This window comes from Lapidilactobacillus salsurivasis (assembly GCF_054785215.1).
Genome location: NZ_BAAABI010000002.1, coordinates 117,910 through 140,349 on the forward strand (window position 1 = coordinate 117,910; position 22,440 = coordinate 140,349).

General features: G+C 50.7%; 20 protein-coding genes and 1 other RNA gene. 14 read left to right on the plus strand and 7 right to left on the minus strand.

Going from position 1 to position 22,440, the window contains the following annotated elements; genetic code table 11:
• Window positions 1-2: 2 nt before the first annotated feature.
• The 5 genes from ACYVSB_RS02545 to nth all read left to right on the plus strand — a co-directional run bounded on the left by ACYVSB_RS02545 (window position 3) and on the right by nth (window position 6,269).
• Window positions 3-2,762 carry a helicase C-terminal domain-containing protein gene (locus ACYVSB_RS02545; RefSeq protein ID WP_461218316.1) on the plus strand — a complete coding sequence of 920 codons (2,760 nt, stop codon included), beginning with the start codon at window positions 3-5 and terminating at the stop codon, window positions 2,760-2,762.
• Between the two features lie 220 nt (window positions 2,763-2,982).
• Entirely contained in the window at window positions 2,983-3,459 is a 477-nt protein-coding gene (locus ACYVSB_RS02550; protein ID WP_461218317.1) for a cell wall elongation regulator TseB-like domain-containing protein, read from the plus strand.
• 48 nt (window positions 3,460-3,507) lie between these two features.
• Window positions 3,508-4,806: an asparagine--tRNA ligase gene (gene asnS, locus ACYVSB_RS02555; RefSeq protein ID WP_461218318.1), complete on the plus strand. Its 1,299-nt coding sequence runs from the start codon at window positions 3,508-3,510 to the stop codon at window positions 4,804-4,806.
• A 56-nt stretch (window positions 4,807-4,862) separates the two neighbouring features.
• On the plus strand, window positions 4,863-5,483 hold the full coding sequence (locus ACYVSB_RS02560) for a DnaD domain-containing protein (RefSeq protein ID WP_461218319.1): 621 nt from the start codon (window positions 4,863-4,865) through the stop codon (window positions 5,481-5,483).
• A 135-nt stretch (window positions 5,484-5,618) separates the two neighbouring features.
• Complete coding sequence (nth, locus tag ACYVSB_RS02565; RefSeq protein ID WP_461218320.1) at window positions 5,619-6,269, plus strand: endonuclease III; 651 nt, start codon at window positions 5,619-5,621, stop codon at window positions 6,267-6,269.
• A gap of 393 nt (window positions 6,270-6,662) precedes the next feature.
• Here the strand turns inward: nth and ACYVSB_RS02570 are convergent, their stop codons facing one another.
• On the minus strand, window positions 6,663-8,945 hold the full coding sequence (locus tag ACYVSB_RS02570) for a transglycosylase domain-containing protein (RefSeq protein ID WP_461218321.1): 2,283 nt from the start codon (window positions 8,943-8,945) through the stop codon (window positions 6,663-6,665).
• Window positions 8,946-8,956: 11 nt separating this feature from the next.
• Window positions 8,957-9,595 (minus strand): Holliday junction resolvase RecU, encoded by a 639-nt coding sequence (recU, locus tag ACYVSB_RS02575; RefSeq protein ID WP_461218322.1) that lies wholly within the window; start codon window positions 9,593-9,595, stop codon window positions 8,957-8,959.
• A gap of 70 nt (window positions 9,596-9,665) precedes the next feature.
• On the opposite strand from recU, the gene ACYVSB_RS02580 reads away from it, so the two are divergent.
• The 4 genes from ACYVSB_RS02580 to ACYVSB_RS02595 all read left to right on the plus strand — a co-directional run bounded on the left by ACYVSB_RS02580 (window position 9,666) and on the right by ACYVSB_RS02595 (window position 12,532).
• A complete protein-coding gene (locus ACYVSB_RS02580; RefSeq protein WP_461218323.1) occupies window positions 9,666-10,217 on the plus strand; it encodes an SLOG family protein in 552 nt (183 codons plus the stop codon).
• 83 nt (window positions 10,218-10,300) lie between these two features.
• On the plus strand, window positions 10,301-10,771 hold the full coding sequence (gene gpsB / locus ACYVSB_RS02585; RefSeq protein ID WP_461218324.1) for a cell division regulator GpsB: 471 nt from the start codon (window positions 10,301-10,303) through the stop codon (window positions 10,769-10,771).
• A 46-nt stretch (window positions 10,772-10,817) separates the two neighbouring features.
• An RNA gene (gene rnpB, locus ACYVSB_RS02590) (RNase P RNA component class B) lies at window positions 10,818-11,173 on the plus strand.
• Window positions 11,174-11,377: 204 nt separating this feature from the next.
• The gene (locus ACYVSB_RS02595; protein WP_461218325.1) at window positions 11,378-12,532 is read left to right on the plus strand and encodes a THUMP domain-containing class I SAM-dependent RNA methyltransferase; all 1,155 of its coding nucleotides are present in this window, start codon (window positions 11,378-11,380) and stop codon (window positions 12,530-12,532) included.
• Window positions 12,533-13,323: 791 nt separating this feature from the next.
• On the opposite strand, the gene ACYVSB_RS02600 is transcribed toward ACYVSB_RS02595, so the two are convergent.
• The 4 genes from ACYVSB_RS02600 to ACYVSB_RS02615 form a co-directional block, all read right to left on the minus strand.
• The gene (locus tag ACYVSB_RS02600; RefSeq protein ID WP_461218326.1) at window positions 13,324-14,247 is read right to left on the minus strand and encodes a magnesium transporter CorA family protein; all 924 of its coding nucleotides are present in this window, start codon (window positions 14,245-14,247) and stop codon (window positions 13,324-13,326) included.
• 212 nt (window positions 14,248-14,459) lie between these two features.
• Window positions 14,460-15,473 (minus strand): lipoate--protein ligase, encoded by a 1,014-nt coding sequence (locus ACYVSB_RS02605; protein ID WP_461218327.1) that lies wholly within the window; start codon window positions 15,471-15,473, stop codon window positions 14,460-14,462.
• Between the two features lie 232 nt (window positions 15,474-15,705).
• The gene (locus tag ACYVSB_RS02610) at window positions 15,706-15,864 is read right to left on the minus strand and encodes a hypothetical protein (RefSeq protein ID WP_461218328.1); all 159 of its coding nucleotides are present in this window, start codon (window positions 15,862-15,864) and stop codon (window positions 15,706-15,708) included.
• Window positions 15,865-16,138: 274 nt separating this feature from the next.
• Window positions 16,139-17,017 (minus strand): DegV family protein, encoded by an 879-nt coding sequence (locus ACYVSB_RS02615; protein WP_461218329.1) that lies wholly within the window; start codon window positions 17,015-17,017, stop codon window positions 16,139-16,141.
• Between the two features lie 272 nt (window positions 17,018-17,289).
• On the opposite strand from ACYVSB_RS02615, the gene ACYVSB_RS02620 reads away from it, so the two are divergent.
• Window positions 17,290-17,892 (plus strand): nitroreductase family protein, encoded by a 603-nt coding sequence (locus ACYVSB_RS02620; protein WP_461218330.1) that lies wholly within the window; start codon window positions 17,290-17,292, stop codon window positions 17,890-17,892.
• A 125-nt stretch (window positions 17,893-18,017) separates the two neighbouring features.
• Here ACYVSB_RS02620 and ACYVSB_RS02625 read toward each other — a convergent pair whose 3' ends face one another.
• Entirely contained in the window at window positions 18,018-18,422 is a 405-nt protein-coding gene (locus tag ACYVSB_RS02625) for a reverse transcriptase-like protein (protein WP_461218331.1), read from the minus strand.
• 136 nt (window positions 18,423-18,558) lie between these two features.
• On the opposite strand from ACYVSB_RS02625, the gene ACYVSB_RS02630 reads away from it, so the two are divergent.
• From ACYVSB_RS02630 to ACYVSB_RS02645, 4 genes are read left to right on the plus strand one after another with little or no spacing between them, the layout of a single operon-like run.
• Window positions 18,559-18,969 carry an EbsA family protein gene (locus tag ACYVSB_RS02630; RefSeq protein ID WP_461218332.1) on the plus strand — a complete coding sequence of 137 codons (411 nt, stop codon included), beginning with the start codon at window positions 18,559-18,561 and terminating at the stop codon, window positions 18,967-18,969.
• Window positions 18,966-20,633, plus strand: a complete 1,668-nt coding sequence (locus ACYVSB_RS02635; protein WP_461218333.1) for a formate--tetrahydrofolate ligase — start codon at window positions 18,966-18,968, stop codon at window positions 20,631-20,633. The genes ACYVSB_RS02630 and ACYVSB_RS02635 overlap by 4 nt, the downstream gene beginning before the upstream one ends.
• Before the next feature lie 53 nt (window positions 20,634-20,686).
• Window positions 20,687-21,172 carry a signal peptidase II gene (lspA, locus tag ACYVSB_RS02640; RefSeq protein WP_461218334.1) on the plus strand — a complete coding sequence of 162 codons (486 nt, stop codon included), beginning with the start codon at window positions 20,687-20,689 and terminating at the stop codon, window positions 21,170-21,172.
• Window positions 21,172-22,113, plus strand: a complete 942-nt coding sequence (locus ACYVSB_RS02645) for an RluA family pseudouridine synthase (RefSeq protein WP_461218335.1) — start codon at window positions 21,172-21,174, stop codon at window positions 22,111-22,113. Before lspA ends, ACYVSB_RS02645 begins: the two co-directional genes overlap by 1 nt.
• The last annotated feature ends 327 nt before the right edge of the window (window positions 22,114-22,440 follow it).

Below are 22,440 nucleotides of genomic sequence, written 5' to 3' on the forward strand. Positions count from 1 at the left end.
TGGTGAACACTCGAGATTATGCGGTGGTGGATCTTGAAACGACCGGGACCCAGCGTGGCGCTGGCAATCGAATCATTCAATTTGGCTGCGCGATCATTCATGATCGGCAATTGACCGAACACATTTCGCTGGATCTGAATCCCCAACGTGAAGTGCCCTTGGAGGTTCTCCAGCTAACCAAGCTAGATCCGAAGAAGCTTGAGCAGGCGCCAACTTTTAAGGAAGTGGCCGCGACCCTCCAACAACTTTTAGCCAACAAAATTTTTGTCGCCCATAACGTGAATTTCGATCTGCCTTTTTTGAATGAGGCCTTTCAAGAAGTCGGCTTGCCGCCGCTTCATGTGACCGCGATCGATACCGTGGAGTTGGCTCAGATCATGTTACCCCAAGCGGCCAGTTATCGGCTGCAAGACTTGAGTCAATATTTGAATATCACCCACAAGCATCCTCACCAAGCGGACAGTGACGCGATCGCCACGGCCAAAATCTTGTTGCTGCTGCTTAAGCGGATCGATCAAGTACCTGGTCCGGTCTTGCAACAACTCAGTGGCCTCGGCCGCTATTTAACGCGGGAGACCGGACAGGTTTTCCAGCGGGCGGCTTCGCGGCGCCATCAGCAACCGTTGCCCGATCACTTGGTGCAAGTGGGGGAATTGGTCTTGCGGCGGCCCTTGCCAGCGGAAACCAACCAGTCGCTAGGGCCTGGCGACCAGTATCCGGAAACCTTCACGGCGAAAATGCAACTCTGGGGCAAATTATTACGCCCGCGCCAAAGTCAGTTCAAAATGATGGACTTTATTCAGCAACATCGCCATGAACCGGCAGGGCGCCCATTGGTGATCGAGGCGCCCACGGGGATCGGGAAATCGCTGGGTTATTTGCTGCCGTTATCGTACCAATTGACTGCGGCGCCGACGCCCTTGCGGTTAGTGATCACCACGCCGACCACGGTTTTACAAAACCAGCTTTATCGCCAAGCGGTGCCCTTACTCAATGATTTGCGGCAAACCCATTTCAGCGCGGCCATTCTAAAAAGTGCCAGCCACTATGTTGATCTGGATCGTTTCACCCGTTACTTGCGGCAAGGTCCGCAGAATCGCGGGTCTGTTATTAACGAAATGCGCTTGTTGATCTGGCTGATGCAGACCAAAACCGGTGATTTGGATGAACTCCAAATGACCAATTACGAAACAGCCTTCTTCCAGAGCATCAACCATCTGCCCCAACTCACCGCTAGTAGTCCCTACGCGGCGGTTGATTTTTGGCGGCGGATCGTCACGCAGGCGGCCGAAGCGGATATTACCATTACCAACAACGCGTATTTGGCCCAGCATTTAACTGAGTTCACAGCCGACCAGCAGATTTTGGTGGTGGATGAAGCCCAACATTTTGCAGACGATCTGACTAACAGCTCACACCATTACTTCTCGGTGATGCGGCTGGTTAGTCGGGCGCGCCAAGCCCTGGAGTTGCTCCACACCTTGATTGATAATAATGATGTGGAACCCACGCTGGAACAAAGTTATTTGCATTTGACCGAGACACGCAGCTTGCTGAACTTGTTTCAACAAGAGCTGTTGACCTTAAATGATTCCGTGCTCCTTTTAGCGCACGCCAGTTTCATTACCAAACCCGTCTATTTGGATCTGACGGCCAATCCGGAGGAACGCCAACATCTGATCGGAACCTTGCGTCAGACTTGTCGCGCCCTCGATCATTATTTGGAAGCCAGTTTCGCCCTGGAGCAGAACTTCAGCGCCAGCCAATTGCAGTCTAGCACCCGGCAAAAAGTCACCGATTGGCAGCGACTTAACAGCAAACTGGAGCGCGGGCTTGACCAATTGGAAAATGCCCAGGAGCGTTTGCAAGATCAGACCTTTAGTGAGTTTGGCTTTTATTTGGATCTAGACGATGATGGCATCAATTATCGCTTTAATTGGCTGGCGCGTTCTCATGAAGTTATTCGTCAGGCCTTGGATCAGCAGTTCCCCCGGCAAATTTACACCGGCGCGGCCTTGGCAATCGGCGCTGACTTCAGTTATTTCTTGAAGCAATTACGTTATCAACGTGATCAAGTTGATCTACTGCAATTACCTTCGCCTTTTGACTACGGCCAGAAAGCTGAGTTGGTGACGCCTGCGACGACTTATTCGCCATCTGAGAATGGCGCCGACTATGATCACTGGTTAGTGGCGGTGATTTTACCGATCCTACGAAAAACCCAGACTCAGACCCTGATTCTTTTCAATTCGCTAGCCAGCGTCAAGAACGTTTATTACCCCTTGCAACGAGTCTTAGGTGGTGAACGGGAGATCATGGCCCAGGGCATCACCGGTAGTAATGACAAAATTGCCAAACGCTTCCGGTTTACCAATAACGGTATTTTATTGGGTTCGCAAAGTTTCTGGGAGGGAATCGACTTTCCAGGGCAACAATTATCCTTGTTGATCATTACCAGGATCCCGTTTGAGTCCCCGAAAAATCCGATGACCAATTATCGGCAACAACAACTGGCCAGTCATGGTTCTGGTAGCCCCTTCTGGGATGACGGCTTGCCCCGAGCGGTCTTGAAACTCAAGCAGGGGTTCGGTCGGTTGATTCGTTCGGAAGACGACCGCGGATTGGTGGTGGTTTTGGACGAGCGCTTGGATGAAAGTAGTTACGCGGGGATCGTGCAGCGCGCCTTTCCCGCCAGCCTACCCCACGTCAAATTAGCCAATTCGCTCTTACCCGATCATATTCATGATTTTCTGCAAGGCTAGGTGACGCTCAGAACTGGCCCGTCGCAAATCATCCGGTAAACCTTAAGTTCAGCTAAAAAAAGGAGTATTTACCGACTTAAGGTTCCAAAGACGGGTTTTTTTGCTATAATAATTTCAGTGACCCTTAGCTGTTCAATACTAGCCACCTTTCTGGACCTGATCGGGAAGGTGAGGCTGGTAGCGGCGGCGCTGGGGGACTTTTTCAAAGGAGTGAACCACGATGACGCGACGGCGCAAACGCACGATTTGGATCAGTGTTCTGACAGCCGTGGTTTTGCTGGTGGGGCTGTATTTGGCGACCATGATGCCGCGGATCAGCGCGCAGCGGCAAACAGAAGCCATTGCTAAGAAGGCCGGGAATTTGACGCGCACCACTGACTTTATGATTTATCACCGCCAGCAGACTTATTATGCCGTAGCTGGCTATAATCAGAAGGACCAGCTGACCTATGTCGTTGTCAATGGCAAAACCGGTAAGATCAAAGTGCTGGCGGCGCGCCGTGGGTTGACCCAGGCGGCTGTCCGCGCGCAGGTCCAAACACAACAAGCGCCACAGAAAATCTATGGGATCAATTTAGGCATCGATGAGGGCCAACCAGTTTGGGAAGTCGCGACGAAGAAACGCAATGGGCGGCTCAGCTATCGCCTGGTCGATTTCTATACGGGCAAGACAGTCGATTTGATCGACAACTTATAAGTTGTAATGGGTTGAAACAAGATTAAATAAAAGTTGGGAGTTTTTAAGATGGTACAAATCATTCGCATCGACGAGGCTAAAGATCACGTTGACGAAGAAGTTAAAATTGGCGTTTGGCTAACAGACAAACGCTCCAGCGGGAAAATCGCCTTTCTGCAATTACGTGATGGGAGCGCCTTTTTCCAAGGGGTGATCGTCAAGAATAATGTGGCGCCGGAAGTCTTCGAGGCGGCCAAAGAGATGCACCAGGAGACCAGTTTCTGGGTCACCGGTACGATCCACCAAGATACGCGCTCGCATTTCGGTTATGAAATCGAAGTCAGCGATATTGAGATCATTGGCGAAAGCAACGATTATCCGATTACTCCGAAAGATCACGGGATCGAATTCCTATTGGATCACCGTCACCTCTGGCTGCGATCGAAGCGGCCTTTCGCGATCATGCAAATTCGCAATGAAATGATTCGCGCCACCTACGAATTCTTCAACCAAGAAGGCTTCATCAAAATCGATCCGCCAATTCTAACTGGCTCCGCGCCAGAAGGGACCACTGAACTCTTCCAGATCGATTACTTTGATCATGACGCTTACTTGAGTCAAAGTGGTCAACTTTACATGGAAGCTGGCGCGCAAGCTTTTGGCAAGGTCTTCTCCTTTGGTCCAACGTTCCGGGCGGAGAAATCAAAGACACGGCGGCACTTGACCGAGTTTTGGATGATCGAACCGGAAATGGCGTTCACGCATCAAGAAGAAAGTCTAGCCGTTCAAGAAAAGTATATTGCCTATTTGGTGCAAAGTGTGCTGGATAATTGTGACTATGAGTTACATTTATTAGGGCGCGATCCAGAAGTTCTGAAGAAATATACCAAGTTACCTTATCCACGAATCAGCTACGATGAAGCCATCAAAATGTTGCAAGATCATGGCACTGATATTAAATGGGGCGATGATTTCGGCGCGCCGGACGAGACCTTCTTATCCGATCAATTTGACCAGCCCGTTTTTGTGCTCAACTATCCCGTGGCGATCAAGCCGTTTTACATGAAGAAGGCGCCTGATCGTGATGACGTTTATTTATGCGCGGATTTGTTAGCGCCAGAAGGTTATGGCGAGATCATTGGCGGTTCCGAACGGGAAACCGACTATGGAGTCTTGAAGCAACGCATTTTGGACGCCGGGCTGCAGGAATCTGATTACGATTGGTATTTGGACTTGCGTAAATATGGCAGCACTCCTCATTCCGGCTTCGGCTTAGGCTTCGAGCGGGCGATCACTTGGATCTGCAAGTTGGATCACCTGCGCGAAGCAATCCCATTCCCACGGATGATCAATCGGATCGAGCCATAAGCACCTAGCACAGGCGGCAATTCTGCCACTATTTTAAAAAAAGGAACCGTGATCAAATGACTGAATTTACTGTCAACGATTTGGTCGGAACCTCTTACACGGTAATTGCCAACTTGATTTTAGATCACTATGCCGAACTTGGTATGAACGATCATCAGTTGGCAATTTTTCTACAAATCGTTAAATATAGCCAGCGGGATGAGAAGTTCCCTAGTCCTGATCAACTGGCCTTAGTCGTCAAAAAGCCAGTCGGGGAAGTCTATCAAATTCTTTCCCAACTGACGCAACAACATTTCATCAGCGTGACCACTGACACCTACCAAGAGCAACACCGGGATCAGTACAGCGTGGCGCCATTCTTTCAACGGGTCGCCCAATTGCGTGATCAACAACAGGCCGTCCAAACATTTCAAGCGGAACAAGCCGAGATCAGCAAACTCTACAAAGAATTTCAAGTGGAATTTGGCCGGACTTTATCCCCATTTGAAATGGAAACCATCGACAATTGGCTCAATCGCGACCGTTACAGTGTGGATCTGATCCGCTTGGCTTTGCGTGAGGCCGTGCTTAGCGACGCACGGTCACTGCGCTACATCGATCGAATTCTACTGGATTGGCAAAAGCGGCACATCACCAACGCCACCGACCTCCAGAAATATAAGGCTAAATTCAACTAGCTTCGGCCCAGTTTTGGCGGTCGTTCCTTAACGTCGCCAAACACGTCCATGGGCCTAGAAGATTTGTGGTCCCAGCGGCGGTAAAGGGGGAATTCGCCATTGTTGCGCCGACATCAAGATGAAAGGGATGGGAAAATGTTATCAAAAGACGCGACTCGTCTTGCCATTGAACGGATCATTGCTTTATACCCCAACGCCGTGCCCAGCTTAGACGCGCGCACGCCGTTTCAGAAAGTGGTTTCGGTTTTACTCAGCGCTCAGGCCACGGATGTCTCAGTGAATAAGGCGACCCCGGCTTTGTTTGCGCGTTTTCCAGACGCCGCGACCTTAGCCGCGGCCACCCCGGCGGAAGTCGAACCTTACATCAAAACGATCGGGCTCTATCACAATAAAGCCAAATATTTAGTCGCGTTGGGGCGCAAACTCTTAAGCGACTTTGCCGGCCAAGTGCCCCAAACGCGGGCCGAACTGGTGACTTTGCCAGGGGTAGGCCGTAAATCCGCCAATGTCGTTTTGGGCGATGCTTTTGGGATACCAGCGTTTGCGGTGGATACCCACGTGACTCGCGTCAGCAAGCGGTTGGCCATCGCCGCGGAAACCGACAGTGTGCGCCAAGTCGAGACCCGGATCACCAGCGCCTTGCCTGAATCGGAGTGGATCCATGGCCACCACGCGGTGATTTACTTTGGTCGGGAAATCTGTCACGCCCAAAAGCCGGCCTGCCAAACCTGTCCGCTGTTCGATATTTGCGCGTTTGGTCAAAGCTATTTGGCTAACTTGGGCTGAATTTGACCCGCGACACTCCAAGCAAAAGCTAACGGTGTCCTTCAACGAGCGAAAAGGGCAAATAAGGGTCATTGGCCGAATTCAAATAAAGGGTCCGTACCGAGAAATTCAACGAATTTCTTGGTACGGACCCTTTTTAACTTGGCTCTGATGGTCAAAAGGTTGCGGGCCTAGGCACATTGGTGGTCACGTCATCAGCTGGTGGTGGTTGCCTGGCGCTGCCCAATCACCTGTGACACTTATTTTTTGCGACGAAAAAACCCGCCAGATTGCGTATTTATTTATCAGGGTGACATCTTCAAGCACAGGGAGCTGAGGCGGGGAGCACGTTTTAAAAAAACAGCCGACCAGTCACTACGAAAGTGACTAGACTGCTGTTTAAGGTGCGCCTAATTATTGGGTCGTGCTACTACTGCCAGTTCCTGGTGATTCGGTATCACCGCCATTACCGCCGCCTGTGGTCGCCGAACTGCTGCTGGCGCTGGAATCGTTGCCGCCAGGTTCGGTTGGGGTGGTCGTGGTGCTACTGGACGAAGATTCACCGTTACCAGGTTGCTCTGGATCGATTTCACTGCTGGAAGAACTTTCGCTGGAACTTGAACTGCTGCTCTCAGAGGAGGACGATTCTTCATCTTGATCATCGGTATCGCTGTCAGGCTCAGAACCTTTGACATACAATTCGCCGCCTTGGCTGACGACACTACTAGGCATGGTCCAGTCAGAGTTGCTGACGTTTTGGCTGAGGTAAACCATCATGTAGCGATAGATCTGTTGGGCAATCGTTTGATTGGCTACGCCGTGTTGATTGACCTTGTCATAGCCGGTCCAGACCGCGATGGAATAATGTTTGGTAAAACCAGCGAACCACGAATCCTTGACCGTATTGTTCAAGGCCGCATTTTTAGCGATCTCTTGATCGGTGTAACCTGTGGTTCCGGTTTTACCAGCTTGATACAGGCCGGAAATGGCGGTGCTAGGCGCGCTGCCATTGGTAATCACGTCTTTCAACACGTCGGTGATCATGTATGCCGTGGAGGCCTTCATCGCCCGTGTGCCTTCATTGTTGTCGGCATAATCGTGTTCGATTTTGTCAGCGGTGGTGATTTTCTTGATGTACTGCGGCTTGTAATAGGTCCCACCATTGGCAAACGCGTTGTAAGCAGAGGCCACTTGCAGGGTGGAGATATTCGCGCCGATCCCGACGGATAAGCCGGCGCTGCTGGGAATCTTGATGCCTAGATTGCTGACGAATTGGCTAGCCTTGGTCAATCCGACCTCCTCAAGGGTACGGACGGCGGGGATATTCCGGGAAACGGCCAATGCCCGCCGTAAGGTCATCGTGCCTAGATATTTGCGATCCCAGTCCATCAAACTGATATTGGTGCCCGGATAGGTATAAGGGGTATCCTCAACCTTTTGGGCGGTGGACCAGTCCAGATATTCGAAGGCCGGTGCGTAATCCAACAGCGGCTTCATCGTTGAGCCGTTGCTACGATCGGTTTGCGTCGCTCGGTTCAGCGCCATTTGCACATTTCCGACCTTACGATTCCCGATCATCGCGATCACATTGCCGTTATTGGGATCGGTGATCGTGACCCCGGTTTGGAACGAATCGTCTGGGAAAGCAATTTGTGTTCCGTTGACCAATTGGTAAAGATACTTTTGCGCGGAGAAATCCAAGTTGGTCACCACAGACAAATTGTCACGGTAGGGGTCATAGCCCTTGCTCTTGATGGCCTTGATGACTTCCTGGATGTAGGCGTCAGCGACCAGGGCGTTATCATTGGACCCAGCCGCCGCCGCCTTCGCCTTTAAGCCAGTATCGATGGCGGTCGCCTTGGCGGTAGCGGCTTCACTGGCCGAAATCTTGCCATTGTCAGCCATCGCCTGAATGACCAGATCCCGCCGTTTTTTCGCCGCTTCGGGGTGCGCGTATGGATCATAATTATTCGGGGAGTTTGGAATCCCAGCGATCAGCGCGGTTTGGGCAATGGTCAGTTTGTCCAGATCCTTGCCATAATAATACGTCGCCGCGGTCCCCATGCCGTAAATCCCGTTGGCCTCATAAACCGCGTTGATATAGTATTCCAGAATCTGCTCCTTGGAAAAGCGCCGTTCAACTTTCATTGCTAGCCAGGCTTCTTGGGCTTTACGCCGCAATGTTTGATCAGACTTCTTGGTGGAGAAGTAAGTCAGTTTGACCAGCTGCTGGGTCAAGGTACTGCCACCTTGCGGATCGCTGTTGGGGTGCGTCAAGTTGTAAAAAGCCGAAGAAGCAATCCGAATCGGGTCGATCCCGAACGGCTCTTTGTAGAAACGACGGTCTTCAATCGAGACGACCGCGTCCTTCAGTTGTTGCGGAATCGCGGTACTCTTCACATTAGTTCGATTCTCACTGCCCAACTTTGTCAAAACCGTTTTGGCATCGGCGGCGTAGATGGTCAAACTTTGGCCACTTTCCAATTTACTGGCGGATAACGCGGGCGCGTCCTTCGCATAGTACGCAAATAGCCCGCCACCACAAACAGCGCCGGCCACGATCAGCCAGAGGAACCATTTGATGATTCGCCGCCAGAGGGGCTTCTTTTGCTTCTTTGTTGGCTTCTTTGAACGCGTGTTCCGCGCTTGCGCTGCTTTGCGCGCCTCGCGAGTCATTGCCTTTTTTTGTTGCGCCATAAAACAATCACCTATTTTTTCAAATTTGTCTTCTGGATCAATTGATCAACTGCCGTTAAGTAATCCAGGCTGGGGCGATAATGCAACCGTAATTCATAGCCCGTGGCCGCGATCTCAGTGAGACTGATCGACTTACGCCCAGTAGTTTGCGCTTGCTGCCAATGCTGGATCAACAGGGAAGCAGGGGTGACGAAATACCGATCCAAACTGGTGAAACGCATGATCGTGAAACAGATCCCACCTTGTTGCAAACAGCGTTGGAAATGGTCGACCTGATGTTGATGGAAATTCTTCAGGGGGAAAGATTGTTTATTGGTGGTTTCCTTGGCCTCGAAATCCAGATAATAACCTTGGTAAACCCCATTGTAGTCAGTCGTCGAGGCCTGACGGAAATAAGCCTCACGAATGACCGCTTGACTGCGTTGCGGATAGTCCACCTTCACGATTTGGATCGGCGTTGGCTTCTTATAGATCACCGCTTGTCCTTGCTGGCGGTAGAAGTCGTTGCTCTCATTGATGGTTTCTTCCAAAGTCATGCCCCGGCCGCCAAAAATCACTTTTTGTGACCGCGGGCGCGGCTGTTTTGTGTTAGACTGAGATTCATCTGGTTGAAATTGATATGGTTGCCCATTTGGATAATTGATTATCATTGTCGACACTCCCAATGCCCACATTATACCAGATTGTCTCCCTGAACTTCATTAGAAAGGCTGTTTTCCCATGGCAAATCGATTGTGGTTGACTGGTTATCGTTCGTACGAACTCAATGTTTATCAAGATACGGACCCGAAATTGAAAGTTATTAAGTATTCGCTAAGAAATACCTTACAGCGCTATCTCGATGATGGTCTGGAGTGGGTGTTGACCGGCGCCCAATTAGGTACAGAGCAGTGGGCGGTTAGCACGACGGTGGAACTGAAAGCAACGTATCCCCAATTACGGGTCGCGATCATGTTGCCGTTTAGCGCGTTTGGGCAACAGTGGAATGAGAAAAATCAAAGTAAACTGGCACAGATTCTGGCCCAAGCTGATTTCGTTGGCTACACGTCTCAGGAGCCCTATCGCAACCCCAGCCAGCTCCAAAATTATCAACACTTTATGGGGCAGCATACCGAAAGAGCCTTGCTGTTGTATGATCCGGAACATCCGGGCAAGCCGCGTTATGACTACGAATACATCACGCAAACTTTGCAGCCGCAAGGGTATGAATTAGAACTGATCGATTTCTATCAGTTGCAAGATCAAGCCGACGAAATGAATCAACGGGAGTGAGTTTTGCAAGTAATCGGGAGAAATCGGGAGTTTTGGTTCTCATTTGGTTGATTTTTTGGTATACTGTTAAAGATGCGTGATCGATGATTAATGAGGTGCAGGAATTTATGGACAAACCAGAAGAGAATCGCGAATTCAAAATCAATCTTTCACCTGAAGACATTGTTAACAAAGACTTCAAGAAAAAGTATCGTGGTTACGACGATGCGGAGGTCGATCCATTCTTGGATCAAGTCATTCAGGATTATGAGAGTTTTCGTAATCGAATCAAGACCTTAGAGCAGGAGAATACGCGCCTGGTCAAGCGGGTCGATGAGTTGTCGCGCCAACTTGATAGCAACAGCGCGAATACGCCGAGCTTCAATAGCGGCGTTTCCGCAGTGCAAAATACCACTAATTATGATATTTTGCGGCGGATCAGTAACTTGGAGCGGCATGTGTTTGGCGAGAAAGAAGCAGCGAAGATTGCCAGTAATCCGGCAACAACTCAGCCAACAACGCCGACGCAACCGAGTAATAATTTCGGCGGTCCAAGTCAAATCGATCGGTTCTAAATAACACCGATCATCGCAACATCATCAATTTATGTGAATAATGGTAAGTTTCGAGTAATCGCGGTTTATTTCGGATAAACTGAGGAAAGTCCACGCTCGCACAAGCTGTGATGCTTGTAGTGTTCGCGCTTAGCCCAACAAGCTAAGGTGCCTGGTGACAGGTAACGGCAGGCAACGACCTAAAGTTTACGCCATGGTCAATGCCTTGAAAGTGCCACAGAGACGATGCGCCCCTGAAAATCGGCGCCTGGAACGGGTAAACCCCACGAGCGAGCAACCCAAATTTTGGTAGGGGAGTCCTACGGCGGAAATCGAACCTAAAGTAGGAGCGTCAGCAGATAGATGATTACTGAAGATCAGAATGGACCTAATTCTGGTTGGAACAAAACGTGGCTTATAGAAATTTACCAAGGTGGTTGGCGCAAACTCGTTTTGCGTCAATTTTTTTCAGGAAAATCAAACTGTCGCGCAATGACAGTTTTTTAAAAAACAAGTAACAGTTGGCGGCGAACACGCTTGTTGGGCTTAGTTCCAGCGAACTGGTTTTGCCAGGAACATTAAGCAAGCTGGGTATGATCAATATTTGTATTTGTGAGGAGGCAACAAATGACTTATCAGTTAATGGCCACCATGGCGGCCGGCTTCGAAGCAATCGTGGCGAAGGAATTACAAGCGTTGGGGTATCAGACCCAAACCGATAATGGCCGTGTTTATTTCCAAGGTGAGGCCGCGGACATCATCAAAACCAACTTATGGCTGCGCACGGCTGACCGGGTGATGATTATTGTGAAGACATTCAAGGCGCTGGATTTCACCGAATTATTCGATCAAGTCAACGCGATTCCTTGGGAAACTTATTTGACGATGGACGCGCAATTCCCGGTCACTGGCCGCTCGGTAGCTTCGAAACTGCACAGCGTTCCTGACGTTCAAGCCATCACGAAAAAGGCGATCGTGCAACGGTTGCAGGATGCTTACCATCGCCGCTCCCGATTACCAGAAACAGGCGCCCTCACCAAAATCGATATTCGCTTGCGGAAGAATCAAGCCGAGTTGTTGATCGATACGACCGGCGACAGCCTCTTCAAACGTGGGTACCGGATCGACCACGGTGGCGCGCCCTTGAAAGAGAATTTCGCGGCTGGTCTGATTGCCCTCACACCTTGGCGAGCCAATGATCCATTTCTTGATCCAATGACTGGCTCAGGCACGATTGCCATTGAAGCGGCCCTAAAAGCGCGAAATATCGCGCCGGGACTGAAGCGTCATTTTGCTTTTGAGCAATTTGCCGCCATCACACCAGAAATGGTGGCCGCTGCCCGAGCGGCGGCGCAAGCCGAGATAAAAAACGATCTGACCTTGCAGATTTTCGCCAATGATATCGATGAAACCATGATCGCGTTGGCGAAAGTCAATGCCGAGCAAGCTGGCGTTCTCCACGACATCACCTTCAAGCAGGTCGCCGTGAAAGACTTCAAGACCGACCTGCGAAACGGCATCATCATCGCCAATCCACCATATGGGAAACGCTTGAACGACCAGAAAAAAGCCCGGGAGATTTATGCGGACATGGGCCAAGCATTCCGTCCCTTGACGACCTGGAGTAAATACATTCTAACCAGTGATCTGGAATTCCAGAATTTCTACGGACAACGCGCCACGAAACGACGCAAGCTCTATAACGGTTATCTCCGCACTGACCTGTTCCAATATTGGGGCCGCCCAGACTACAAAAACAAGAGTGAGAGCCACCCCGGTTAGCTTCTGAGCATTAGCCTAGTCAGGATTTTGGAGGCGGTCTATGCCTCCAGAAGCCTGACGTAGCTAAGCGCAGGAAGCTGGGGTGGCGAACACGTTTCAATCATGTCCGCGGCTTACGCTGCGCGTGGCGTTGGTGGCGGGCAGATGTGGTGGGGCTTCAGGTCGGGCTGGGGGTGGTGGAACGCTGCGGGCACGACTTGAAGCTTTTCGGAAAACCACCGAAAATCTTCAAGCTCGGCCTTATTGTAGGCGATAAATCGCCAACAATAATATCGCGGCTGACTCACCCCCAGCCCGACCTTCCGCCTAACGAGCAAACAGACCACCAACGCCAGAGTGTAAGCCGATCCGGGTAGCTCCTGATCATTACCCTAGAAACTATAGAAACTATTTTGGAGGCGGGTTAATGCCTCCAAAATAGTTGCATAGTTAAGCGGAAGAAGCTAGGTCAGCGAACACATTTTTAGTGCGGAGCACCAAAGGTTGACTTTGAGCATTAACTGGTTGACTTTGGGGGATCGATCGCCTCCAGAAAACCCAGTGCTTAGTTAAATACAGACGGCAGTTCTGTGCAGCACGTTTCAGCGCCGCGCTCCAGCCGCTTAATGGCTTACTGATACGTTTAGGTGGCGCCACGCCGAGTGACAGGTGATAATCCATCAATGGAAGACCACGCGATTGCCGACCTGGATGTTTGAGAATGAATCTATTTCAAAAAGACGAGCAGGATGGATGACTGCTCGTCTTTTTTCGCTATCTTTTTCAGCATGTTACCATCTTAAAAATCGGCTTTAAATAAAGTGGTCGCGATGTAGCCGGTAGATCACCCAGCCGATGGGAATGATCGAGATCAAGATGGAGAAGAGCCAGCCCCATTCTTTGTCAGCTAGGGGTAGGGTCATATTCATGCCGTAAAAGCCAAAAATAATCGGCGGAATCATCAAGACAACCGAATAGATCGTCAATAGTTTCATCACTTGGTTCAAATTATTATTCAACAGGTTGTTGTAGGTGTTCGATAATTTATCCACGATGTCACTGTTCAATTCCAGCATTTCTTGGGCTTGCCGCGCTTCGACCTCCACATCTTCCAGCTGTGATTGACTGATACTACTCAGCTGTAAATTGGCTGCTCGCCGCGCCGCCAAGCTTAGTTGGCTGATGGCGACTAAATTACCGTTGGCGCCCGTCAAATAGTAAGTCAGATCCGTACTTAAATTGGCCAGTTCAAAAATATGCTTCGAATTATTCCGCTGACGTTGCCGCAAATGGGTTTCAATTTGGGCGCGCACTTGCGTCAACCGCTGAATATGATCAAAGTAGGTTGTCGTAATCTCAAACAATAACGAGAAAATCGAATCCCAAACGCCCTTAGTCTGATCACCCACATTCAGATCCGTGGTCATTGACAAGACGTATTTGGTCTGTTCCGTCACGAACACAAATAACAGATTATCCTTGATGATAAAGCTGACTGGATGGATCACACGGCGATCAGCTTCGGTAGCGGCAACTGGCACGTTGTAAACGATCAACCAGTTTTGTGTGAAAGAATTGAATTCGACGCGCGCCCGTTCCAGCGGGTCTGTCGCGTACCGCAAGAACTCCCCCGTCAAATGATAAGTGTCCATTAATTCCGTGCGATCTTGTGGCGTCATCGCAATCACCGAGATGATTTGATTATCCGCCTTGGTTTTTCGTCCTACCCGTAACATAACTTGCTCCTTCGCGACAATGATAATTACAGCCTAATGCAAAATCGGTCGAGAAACAAGTTTATTCGCCAACTTCCGCCAAAGTTGAGCAGGGGGGCCAGCTAAACCAGGCGTCAGAATAACCAGCGCGCTCAGGCCCCCAGTCAAACAACCCAATCAAAAAAGGCAAGCCCACATTTTCGTGAGCTTGCCTGGTTAGCAAAGACTTGCGCTTATTGCGCCAGCAAATCGATCAGCTGTTCTTGACTGATCCCAGTGAAATACTGACTAACATCGAGTTGCTCCAAAGCTGTGGTCAAATGACCGCGATCATAAATGATTCCGGTTAGATGATCCGCGAGTTCATGGACATCCTGGGGGCCAAAGAAGTCCCCGAAGAAAGTGATCGCTTTGATACGGCCATTTTCCACTAACATCCGCGCGTCGATCGTGCCATAATCAAAGTGTTTCCGTTTTTGAATACTGAATTGAGGATTCTTGCCGTAGACCCAGTTCCAGTTCTGGTAAGTGTCTTGAGCGATCAAATCGATGGCCGCTTGATCCTCAGCGGTCAACCGATATTCCTTATCCGCGACTTCCGCTAAATCGGCCACGCCAAAGATTTCTTTGATCAAGCGGTCACGGAACTGTTCCGTGGTCAGCTCCTGAAATTCGGGGCGTAAATAAGGCTTAATGTTGGTGACCCGCGAACGAATCGACTTAATGCCCTTAGAGGCGATTTTATCGGCGGGGACATTCAACGCCTTGGTCAAGACGTCCAGATCCACGTCAAAGGAGAGGGTGCCGTGACTAAAAGTCTTGCCATTCCGCGTGTACATCGCATTGCCGGAGAACTTCTTCCCGTCAACGAGAATATCATTACGACCACTGACTTCAACGGAACTGGCGCCCATCTTCTGCAAAGCCGTCACGATTGGTTGGACGAAGGACTTGAAATCACCAAACGCCTGGTCTTTGGCGTCAACGACGAAACTGAAACAAAGATTGCCCAAATCCTGGTAGACCGCGCCGCCGCCGGATAAACGCCGGGTCACCGTGATACCGTGCTCTTCCACATAATCCTGATTGATCTCCTCGAAAGTATTCTGATTACGGCCGACAATGATACAAGGCGCTTCAATATAAAATAACAATAAAGGCTCATCAAAAGATTTCTGATTCATCAGGTATTGCTCAGTCGCCAAGTTGTCGCGAATATCGCGCTTGGGCATGACCACATAGTACATAACGACCCCTCCAATGACCGCCGCGCCAGGCACGACAGTTTAAATTCTTGCACTTCCAGTCTAGCAAACTTCGCGGTGAAAAACGACTAAAAAGAATTGCGAACAATCAAAAAAGTGTGAGCCACCCCGTGAGCTTCCGAGCATTAACCTAGCCAGGATTTTGGAGGCTTGGGTGATTTCAACCGTGTCCGCAGCTTGCGCTACGAGAATCGGGGTGAGCTCGCTGTGGGCGTCACTTTGAGCTTTTCGGAAGTGCGCCGAAAATCTCAAAGCTGAGCCTTGGTCTTAGTGGCACAGCCACTAAGACCAATTTCACGGCGAGCTCACCCCGATTCTCTCCGCTCCAGCCGCTCAACATTTTCTCGTTTGCTTTAGCACTTGCAGGCTGCAAGATGGTGGCGGCAATCAGACGCGATTGGTCTTCTGACCAGGCTTGGAGTGGTGAAGCCTGCCTTATCAGCGGTCCATTTAAAAAACCATCGACTCCCCAGGGAAGCGATGGTCTCAATCATGTGGTTTCAGTTGGCGATCAGGCGCATGTAATCCTGGCGGCAAGCCGACTTGGCTCATTGCCTGACCACATCAAGGATTGATCAACTTAATCAAATGAAAACGGTAACGAAAAAATCTAAGAAAAGACGAATAATAGCTTGATCAGGCTGGCCTTAGAATTTCTCCCAGTCTTTGGCCCAAATCATGGACATGGCCTTTTCACCGGTGTGAACACCAATTACCGGGCCAATGATGCTGGTATCAAAGGTAACTTGTGGGAATTTCTGGGAAAATTCTTGGAGCCATTCCTGTTTAGCGGCGGGATCGTTGGCGTCAAAAATCGTACACCTGATCGGGTAGTCCACATCTGCGATCGCCGCTGCAAAATGGTCCATGATCCATTGAACCGCGCGTTTGGTTTGGCGTTCCTTGGCAATCGCGGAAATCTCGCCTTTACCCGCGGCGTGAATATCCATGGAAAGAATCGGTTTGATTTTCAACAGCCCGGCCACAAAACTGGAGGCATTACTTAGGCGGCCAGTGCGGCGTAAGTGGGCCAGATCATCGACCATGAAGTAGACCCCCGTTGTTTCCCGGAGGTCGGCCAGGGCGGTCATGATTTGCTCCGGATCAGCATCCGGGCTTTGCGCCATCTTACCCGCTAATTGGGCGGCAAAGGCCAACCCCGCGCAGGTAATGTGGGAATCAAACGCGTAAACTTTCAGGCGTTGCTCCTGGGCCGCATAAGCCGCTAAATTACTATAGAAAGAACTGATCCCGCTAGAAATCACCGGTGCAATCAGTGCCTCGTAACCCTGATCGGCCAATTGCCCGACTAATTCTTGGACAGCCCCGATGGAAGGTTGTGACGTGGTGGGTAAGACCGGATCGGTGCGCATCCGATCATAGAAGGGTTCCTGGCCAATATCGATCATGTCTCGTAACGTTTCATCGCCCCAGAGAATCGGGATCGGTAACACATGGATTTGATAGCGCGCGGCTTGCTCTGGTGTCAAGTAGGCGGTGCTATCAGTCATAACTGCAACTTTCATCTTGAAACTCCTTTTTAAGATAATGCCTAAATTTTATCATAGTTTCCCGCAAGATTCACGAGTTGCGAGTAAAGTGGTCATTTTACTAACGACTCGCTGTTGGTGGAACCGCTTAAGTGGCTGGAGTCACGGGAGTTGCCCGCCGTAACCTTTTTTTGGCCGCTAAATCGAAAAAAAGTTGCTCCATCGAGTATAATCGTTAGACTTACTTAAAGGAAGTTGATATATTAGATTCAAGGAATAAAATTCAAATTGAGTTGGGAGTTTTTATGATGAATCAAGACTATTTAGCATTATTGAAACAACGGCGGTCGATTTATGCGCTAGGTAAAGATATCGCCCTGACTGATCAGCAAGTGGTTGACCTGGTGGAAGCGGTGGTCGCGGAGTCACCAACCGCCTTTAACAGCCAAACGACACGGGCCGTTTTCCTGTTCGGGGAAAAGCATGATCAACTCTGGGAGCTGATTGCTAAACGTTTGGAAAAAGAAGTTCCTGATCCAGAAGCGTTCAAACGCACGGCCGCCAAGTTGGCGACCTTTAAGGCTGGTCACGGCACGATTCTGTATTACACGGATATGGCGGTCGTTCATGATCTGGAACAGAATTTCCCCCTATATCGCGATAATTTCCAAGATTGGTCGGAGCAAGGTCAAGGCATTATGACCGTCGGCGTTTGGACAAGCTTGGCGAATAACGGAATCGGCGCCAGCCTGCAACATTACAACCCGCTGATCGACGCGGAAGTCGCGGCGGCTTTTGATATTCCCAGCACTTGGCGGTTACGGGCGCAAATGCCTTATGGCTCCATTGAAGCTCCCGCTGGTGACAAGGATTATTTACCGGCTGATCAACGCTTCCGGGTACTCAAGTAGATCAGTCAGCGCGGGCTGATCAATTGTTGGTTAATGGTAAGCAAAAAAGTCTTAACTGGACCCACATCCGGTTAAGGCTTTTTTTGAAACGTGTTTGTTGTCCCAGCTCCTTGTGCTTAACAACGTCAGGCTTGACCGCCATAAATGGCCTGTCGGGCCAGGCGGTGGGCGGTGGTATTTTGGCGGTCGGTGATTTGCTTGACGATGAAGAGCTGGCACTGGTCACTGACCGCCAGAATTTGTTTCAGCTCGGCGTCATAGTGCTTGGCGTAGCGCTTGGTCAAGGCCTGCGCTACCAATTGACTATCAGTTTGTAAAATGACGGCGCTGGTCGCCAAAGGCCAGTGTTGCGCTAAATAAGTTAGACCAGCCAAGACCGCCGCGAATTCAGCGTGATGATTATCAATGTAGGGAACCTGTTGTTGCCAGCGCACCGTCCGTTCTGGTCGCTCATGATCTTGGATAAAGAAGCCTAGTCCCGTAAGTTGCCGCGCGCGATCCACGGCAGCATCCGTTGTTAGCCAAAGCATCGCCACACTCCTGACTCGCGAAATGATTCGAGTTACCGTCACCAACGAACAGCGACGGCGACCTGATCACCTGGCGTGATTGATAGTCCCATTGTACAACAGTCTGTGATAAGATAGACGATGAGGTGCGCTCTTTATGAAAATAACGAAGAAAATCTACTGTCAAACACTGACGTTGAATCGCTTGAATCTCTGGCTTTGGACCACCGCGATCCTCCTGCTAGGCGTGATCTTTCAATTGGAAATGACCGGCGCTGTTAGTTGGATCGCCGTCGGGCTCGGCCTGATTTTTCTAGGGCTGGCCACATATTTGGGCTTAAGTTCCTATTTACAGCTCGACCAAACCACCGGTCAGTTACAACTCCATTTTCCCTTCCGCCGCCAAGCCTTTACGTTACCCTTAGCCGAAGTCCAGCGGTATGATTTCAGTAAACGCACAATCACGGTGGCCACCACCAAAGCGAAAGAATATCGACTCTGGCTCAGCGCGAAACACGTCCGTGAATTCCAAAAAATGATCAACCAAAAGGGGCAAATTGAACCATGAAAACAGATATTGCCATTGCACAAGCAAATCAAGCCGCGCCGATCGAGACGATTGCGGCCAAATTAGGCCTTACCGCGGCCGAGATCGAACCCTATGGTCATGATAAGGCCAAATTACCAGGCGTAACTTTGGCCAAGTTGCGGCAACGACCGCTAGGCAAGTTGGTTTTGGTCACGTCAATCAATCCTACCCCTGCAGGAGAAGGCAAATCAACGGTTACCGTCGGCTTGGCGGACGCCCTGAATCAACGCCAGCATTCGGCGGTGATTGCCTTACGGGAGCCTTCTTTGGGCCCGGTAATGGGCATGAAGGGCGGGGCTACCGGTGGCGGTTACGCGCAGGTGGTGCCCATGGCCGACATCAATCTGCACTTTACCGGCGATATGCACGCACTGACCGCCGCCAACAACACTTTGGCCGCGTTGATCGACAATCATTTACATCAAGGTAATCAATTGAACTTGGATCCTAAACGGATTCGCTGGCCCCGAGCGTTAGACATCAATGATCGCGCCTTGCGGGAAACGATCATTGGTTTAGGGAAACCAGCAAACGGTCAGATGCGCAGCGCCAGTTTCCAAATCACGGTGGCCAGTGAGATGATGGCGATTCTCTGCTTGGCCCATGATTTGACTGATCTCAAAAAACGCTTGAATCAGATTTTGATTGGCTATACCTACCAGCGCCAACCGGTTTTTGTCGCGGATCTAGGTGTGGCGGGCGCTTTGACTGTGCTGTTGAAGGACGCGCTTTGGCCTAACTTGGTGCAAACTTTGGAGCAGACCCCAGCCATCATCCATGGCGGTCCCTTCGCGAACATTGCCCATGGCTGTAATAGTATTTTGGCCACGGAGGCCGCGCTCCACGCTGGGGAATACGCGATTACGGAAGCCGGCTTCGGCGCTGATCTCGGCGCGGAAAAGTTCTTGGATATTGTTACGCCGCAGCTGCCCAAAGCCCCTGATGTGATCGTGGTCGTGGCGACCATTCGCGCCTTGAAATATAATGGCGGTCAGCCATTGGCGGACCTGGATCACGAGAACCTAGCGGCGTTACGTCAAGGTTACCAAAACCTGCAACGGCATTTACACAATATGCAACGCTACCAAATTCCCGTCGTTGCCAGTATCAACCAATTTGCGGCTGACACTAGCGCCGAATTGACGCTTTTACAAGAGTTGATCGCGGCGGATCACGTGGACAGCGCCCTCACTTCGGTATTCGCTGACGGGGGCAAGGGCGGCTTGGCCTTGGCGGATCTAGTCGTCACCGCGGCACAACGGCCAGCCACTTACCAACGCCTCTACCAGGATAGCGCCGATGTAGTCACGAAATTAACCACGATCGCTCAGAAAATCTACGGCGCGGCCGCCGTTGAATTGACCCCAACTGCCCAGCGCCAACTCCGCCAATTACACAAATTTGGCTGGGAGAACTTACCGGTTTGTATCGCCAAGACCCAATATTCTTTCTCGGATGATCCGAAAGCTTTAGGCGCGCCCAGTGGCTTCACCTTAACGATTCGCGAACTGATTCCTAAATTGGGCGCAGGCTTTATCGTCGCCATGGCAGGAAATATCTTGACGATGCCAGGGTTACCGGCGCACCCGGCGGCGGAAAAAATCGATATTGACGCTGATGGGCAAATCACCGGTTTGTCCTAGCAGAACCATTCTATACTGTTACGCGCTGCGTAAAACCGAAGGAGAAAAAATAGATGCAGATTTTTATCATGGTGCTGGGAGCGCTGGTTCTTGGCGGCGATCAATTACTCAAATACTGGATCACGCAAAATTTAGCCATGGGGCAGGCGCGGACAATGTTGCCGGGCCTGTTATCCTTGACCCGGATCAACAATAGTGGCGCCGCTTGGAGTAGCTTTGAAGGGCAAACCTGGTTCTTCTATATTGTGACCATCGTGGCCTTGGCGGTGATTCTACCTCTGTTGGTCCGCGCGTTTCGGCGTCGCGACAGTCTGGTCTTCTTTAGCGGGTTGGTTTTGATTTTGGCGGGCACGTTAGGCAATTTCATTGATCGGGCACGGCAAGGTTTCGTGGTCGATATGTTCCAACTGGACTTCATCAACTTTCCTATTTTCAATGTAGCTGATATGGCCTTGACGGTCGGGGTGATCTTGATCTTCATTTATGTGCTCTTTCTCGACCGTGATGAGGACACAACCGCGAAAGGATCACAGCGCTAATGGACAAACAAATTTTCACCATTCAAGCCGAACGAGGCCGCTTAGACAAAGTGCTCAGCCAAATGTCCCCAGAATTAAGTCGCAGTCAGGTGCAAAGCGCGATCAAATCCGGGCATCTATTGGTCAATGGGCAACCCACGCGAGCTAAATATAGTGTGCAAACCGGTGATCAAATCGAATTGAGCCGACCAGAGCCGACACCGATTGCCGCCGAACCTCAGGAAATGCCCTTGGATATCATTTATGAGGATGAGCAAGTCTTGGTGGTCAATAAGCCCCAAGGACTGGTCGTTCACCCAAGTCCAGGCCATCCGGACGGCACCTTGGTCAACGGACTGCTGGCGCACGGGCAGCTGTCCAGCATCAATGGTCAGATTCGCCCAGGAATTGTCCACCGCATCGACAAGGATACCTCAGGGTTATTAATGGTGGCAAAAACCGATCAAGCCCATCGTAGTTTGGCAGCCCAACTGAAGGCCAAAACAAATCTCCGGCAATATTTGGCTTTGGTTCACGGGGTGATTAGCGCCGACACTGGCACCATCGATACGCCGATTGCCCGCGATCCTAAGAATCGCCAACGTCAAGCTGTGGTTGCGGGTGGCCGGCCTGCAGTCACGCACTTTGAAGTGTTGGAGCGCTTTGATCAATACACGCTGGTCGCTTGTCGCCTGGAAACTGGCCGGACCCATCAGATCCGCGTCCATTTTCGCTACATTGGTCATCCTGTAGCCGGCGATCCCTTGTACGGCCCGAAAAAGACCTTACCTGGTCACGGGCAATTTCTCCATGCCGGGACGCTAGGTTTCACTCACCCAACAACTGGGGAACGCTTGACATTCTCGGTTCCGGTCCCAACGATTTTCCAACAGACCCTGGAGCGACTGCGAGCCCAACAAGCCCATCAGGCCCACCCAGCAACAGGATCCAAGCAGGACTGAATTAGCGAGCTGGGTAGGCTGCGCTGCCAGCAATCGAACGCGGCGCGGTGGCCAGTTTCCGCTCAATGCCTGGCTTACGTGGTGCTGGTCAGGGTGTCCAGCGTGCTTGACTTTGATTATCCTGATCCCTAGACTGAAATTATCGACTTGAGCAAGGACCGGCAAAACGGGTCGCTCATCCTTTTCAGCGCGGGATAGCAGTGATGTTTGACTCGCGACCACAAGGGGACGTGAGTTTTTTAGCAGAGTGAGAGCCACCCCGGGAGCTTCTGAGCATAGCCTAGCCAGGATTTTGGAGGTCGGACTTAGCCTCCGAGCCGGGCGTAG

Bases quoted from the DNA above. Each gene is read 5' to 3' on its own strand.
- ACYVSB_RS02630 (WP_461218332.1), top strand. From the start codon at position 18,559: ATGAAAATAACGAAGAAAATCTACTGTCAAACACTGACGTTGAATCGC.
- ACYVSB_RS02635 (WP_461218333.1), top strand. From the start codon at position 18,966: ATGAAAACAGATATTGCCATTGCACAAGCAAATCAAGCCGCGCCGATC.
- ACYVSB_RS02550 (WP_461218317.1), top strand. From the start codon at position 2,983: ATGACGCGACGGCGCAAACGCACGATTTGGATCAGTGTTCTGACAGCC.
- ACYVSB_RS02615 (WP_461218329.1), bottom strand. From the start codon at position 17,017: ATGAAAGTTGCAGTTATGACTGATAGCACCGCCTACTTGACACCAGAG.
- asnS (WP_461218318.1), top strand. From the start codon at position 3,508: ATGGTACAAATCATTCGCATCGACGAGGCTAAAGATCACGTTGACGAA.
- ACYVSB_RS02595 (WP_461218325.1), top strand. From the start codon at position 11,378: ATGACTTATCAGTTAATGGCCACCATGGCGGCCGGCTTCGAAGCAATC.
- ACYVSB_RS02580 (WP_461218323.1), top strand. From the start codon at position 9,666: ATGGCAAATCGATTGTGGTTGACTGGTTATCGTTCGTACGAACTCAAT.
- ACYVSB_RS02560 (WP_461218319.1), top strand. From the start codon at position 4,863: ATGACTGAATTTACTGTCAACGATTTGGTCGGAACCTCTTACACGGTA.
- ACYVSB_RS02570 (WP_461218321.1), bottom strand. From the start codon at position 8,945: ATGGCGCAACAAAAAAAGGCAATGACTCGCGAGGCGCGCAAAGCAGCG.
- nth (WP_461218320.1), top strand. From the start codon at position 5,619: ATGTTATCAAAAGACGCGACTCGTCTTGCCATTGAACGGATCATTGCT.
- ACYVSB_RS02620 (WP_461218330.1), top strand. From the start codon at position 17,290: ATGAATCAAGACTATTTAGCATTATTGAAACAACGGCGGTCGATTTAT.
- ACYVSB_RS02645 (WP_461218335.1), top strand. From the start codon at position 21,172: ATGGACAAACAAATTTTCACCATTCAAGCCGAACGAGGCCGCTTAGAC.
- recU (WP_461218322.1), bottom strand. From the start codon at position 9,595: ATGATAATCAATTATCCAAATGGGCAACCATATCAATTTCAACCAGAT.
- gpsB (WP_461218324.1), top strand. From the start codon at position 10,301: ATGATTAATGAGGTGCAGGAATTTATGGACAAACCAGAAGAGAATCGC.
- lspA (WP_461218334.1), top strand. From the start codon at position 20,687: ATGCAGATTTTTATCATGGTGCTGGGAGCGCTGGTTCTTGGCGGCGAT.
- ACYVSB_RS02625 (WP_461218331.1), bottom strand. From the start codon at position 18,422: ATGCTTTGGCTAACAACGGATGCTGCCGTGGATCGCGCGCGGCAACTT.
- ACYVSB_RS02605 (WP_461218327.1), bottom strand. From the start codon at position 15,473: ATGTACTATGTGGTCATGCCCAAGCGCGATATTCGCGACAACTTGGCG.
- ACYVSB_RS02600 (WP_461218326.1), bottom strand. From the start codon at position 14,247: ATGTTACGGGTAGGACGAAAAACCAAGGCGGATAATCAAATCATCTCG.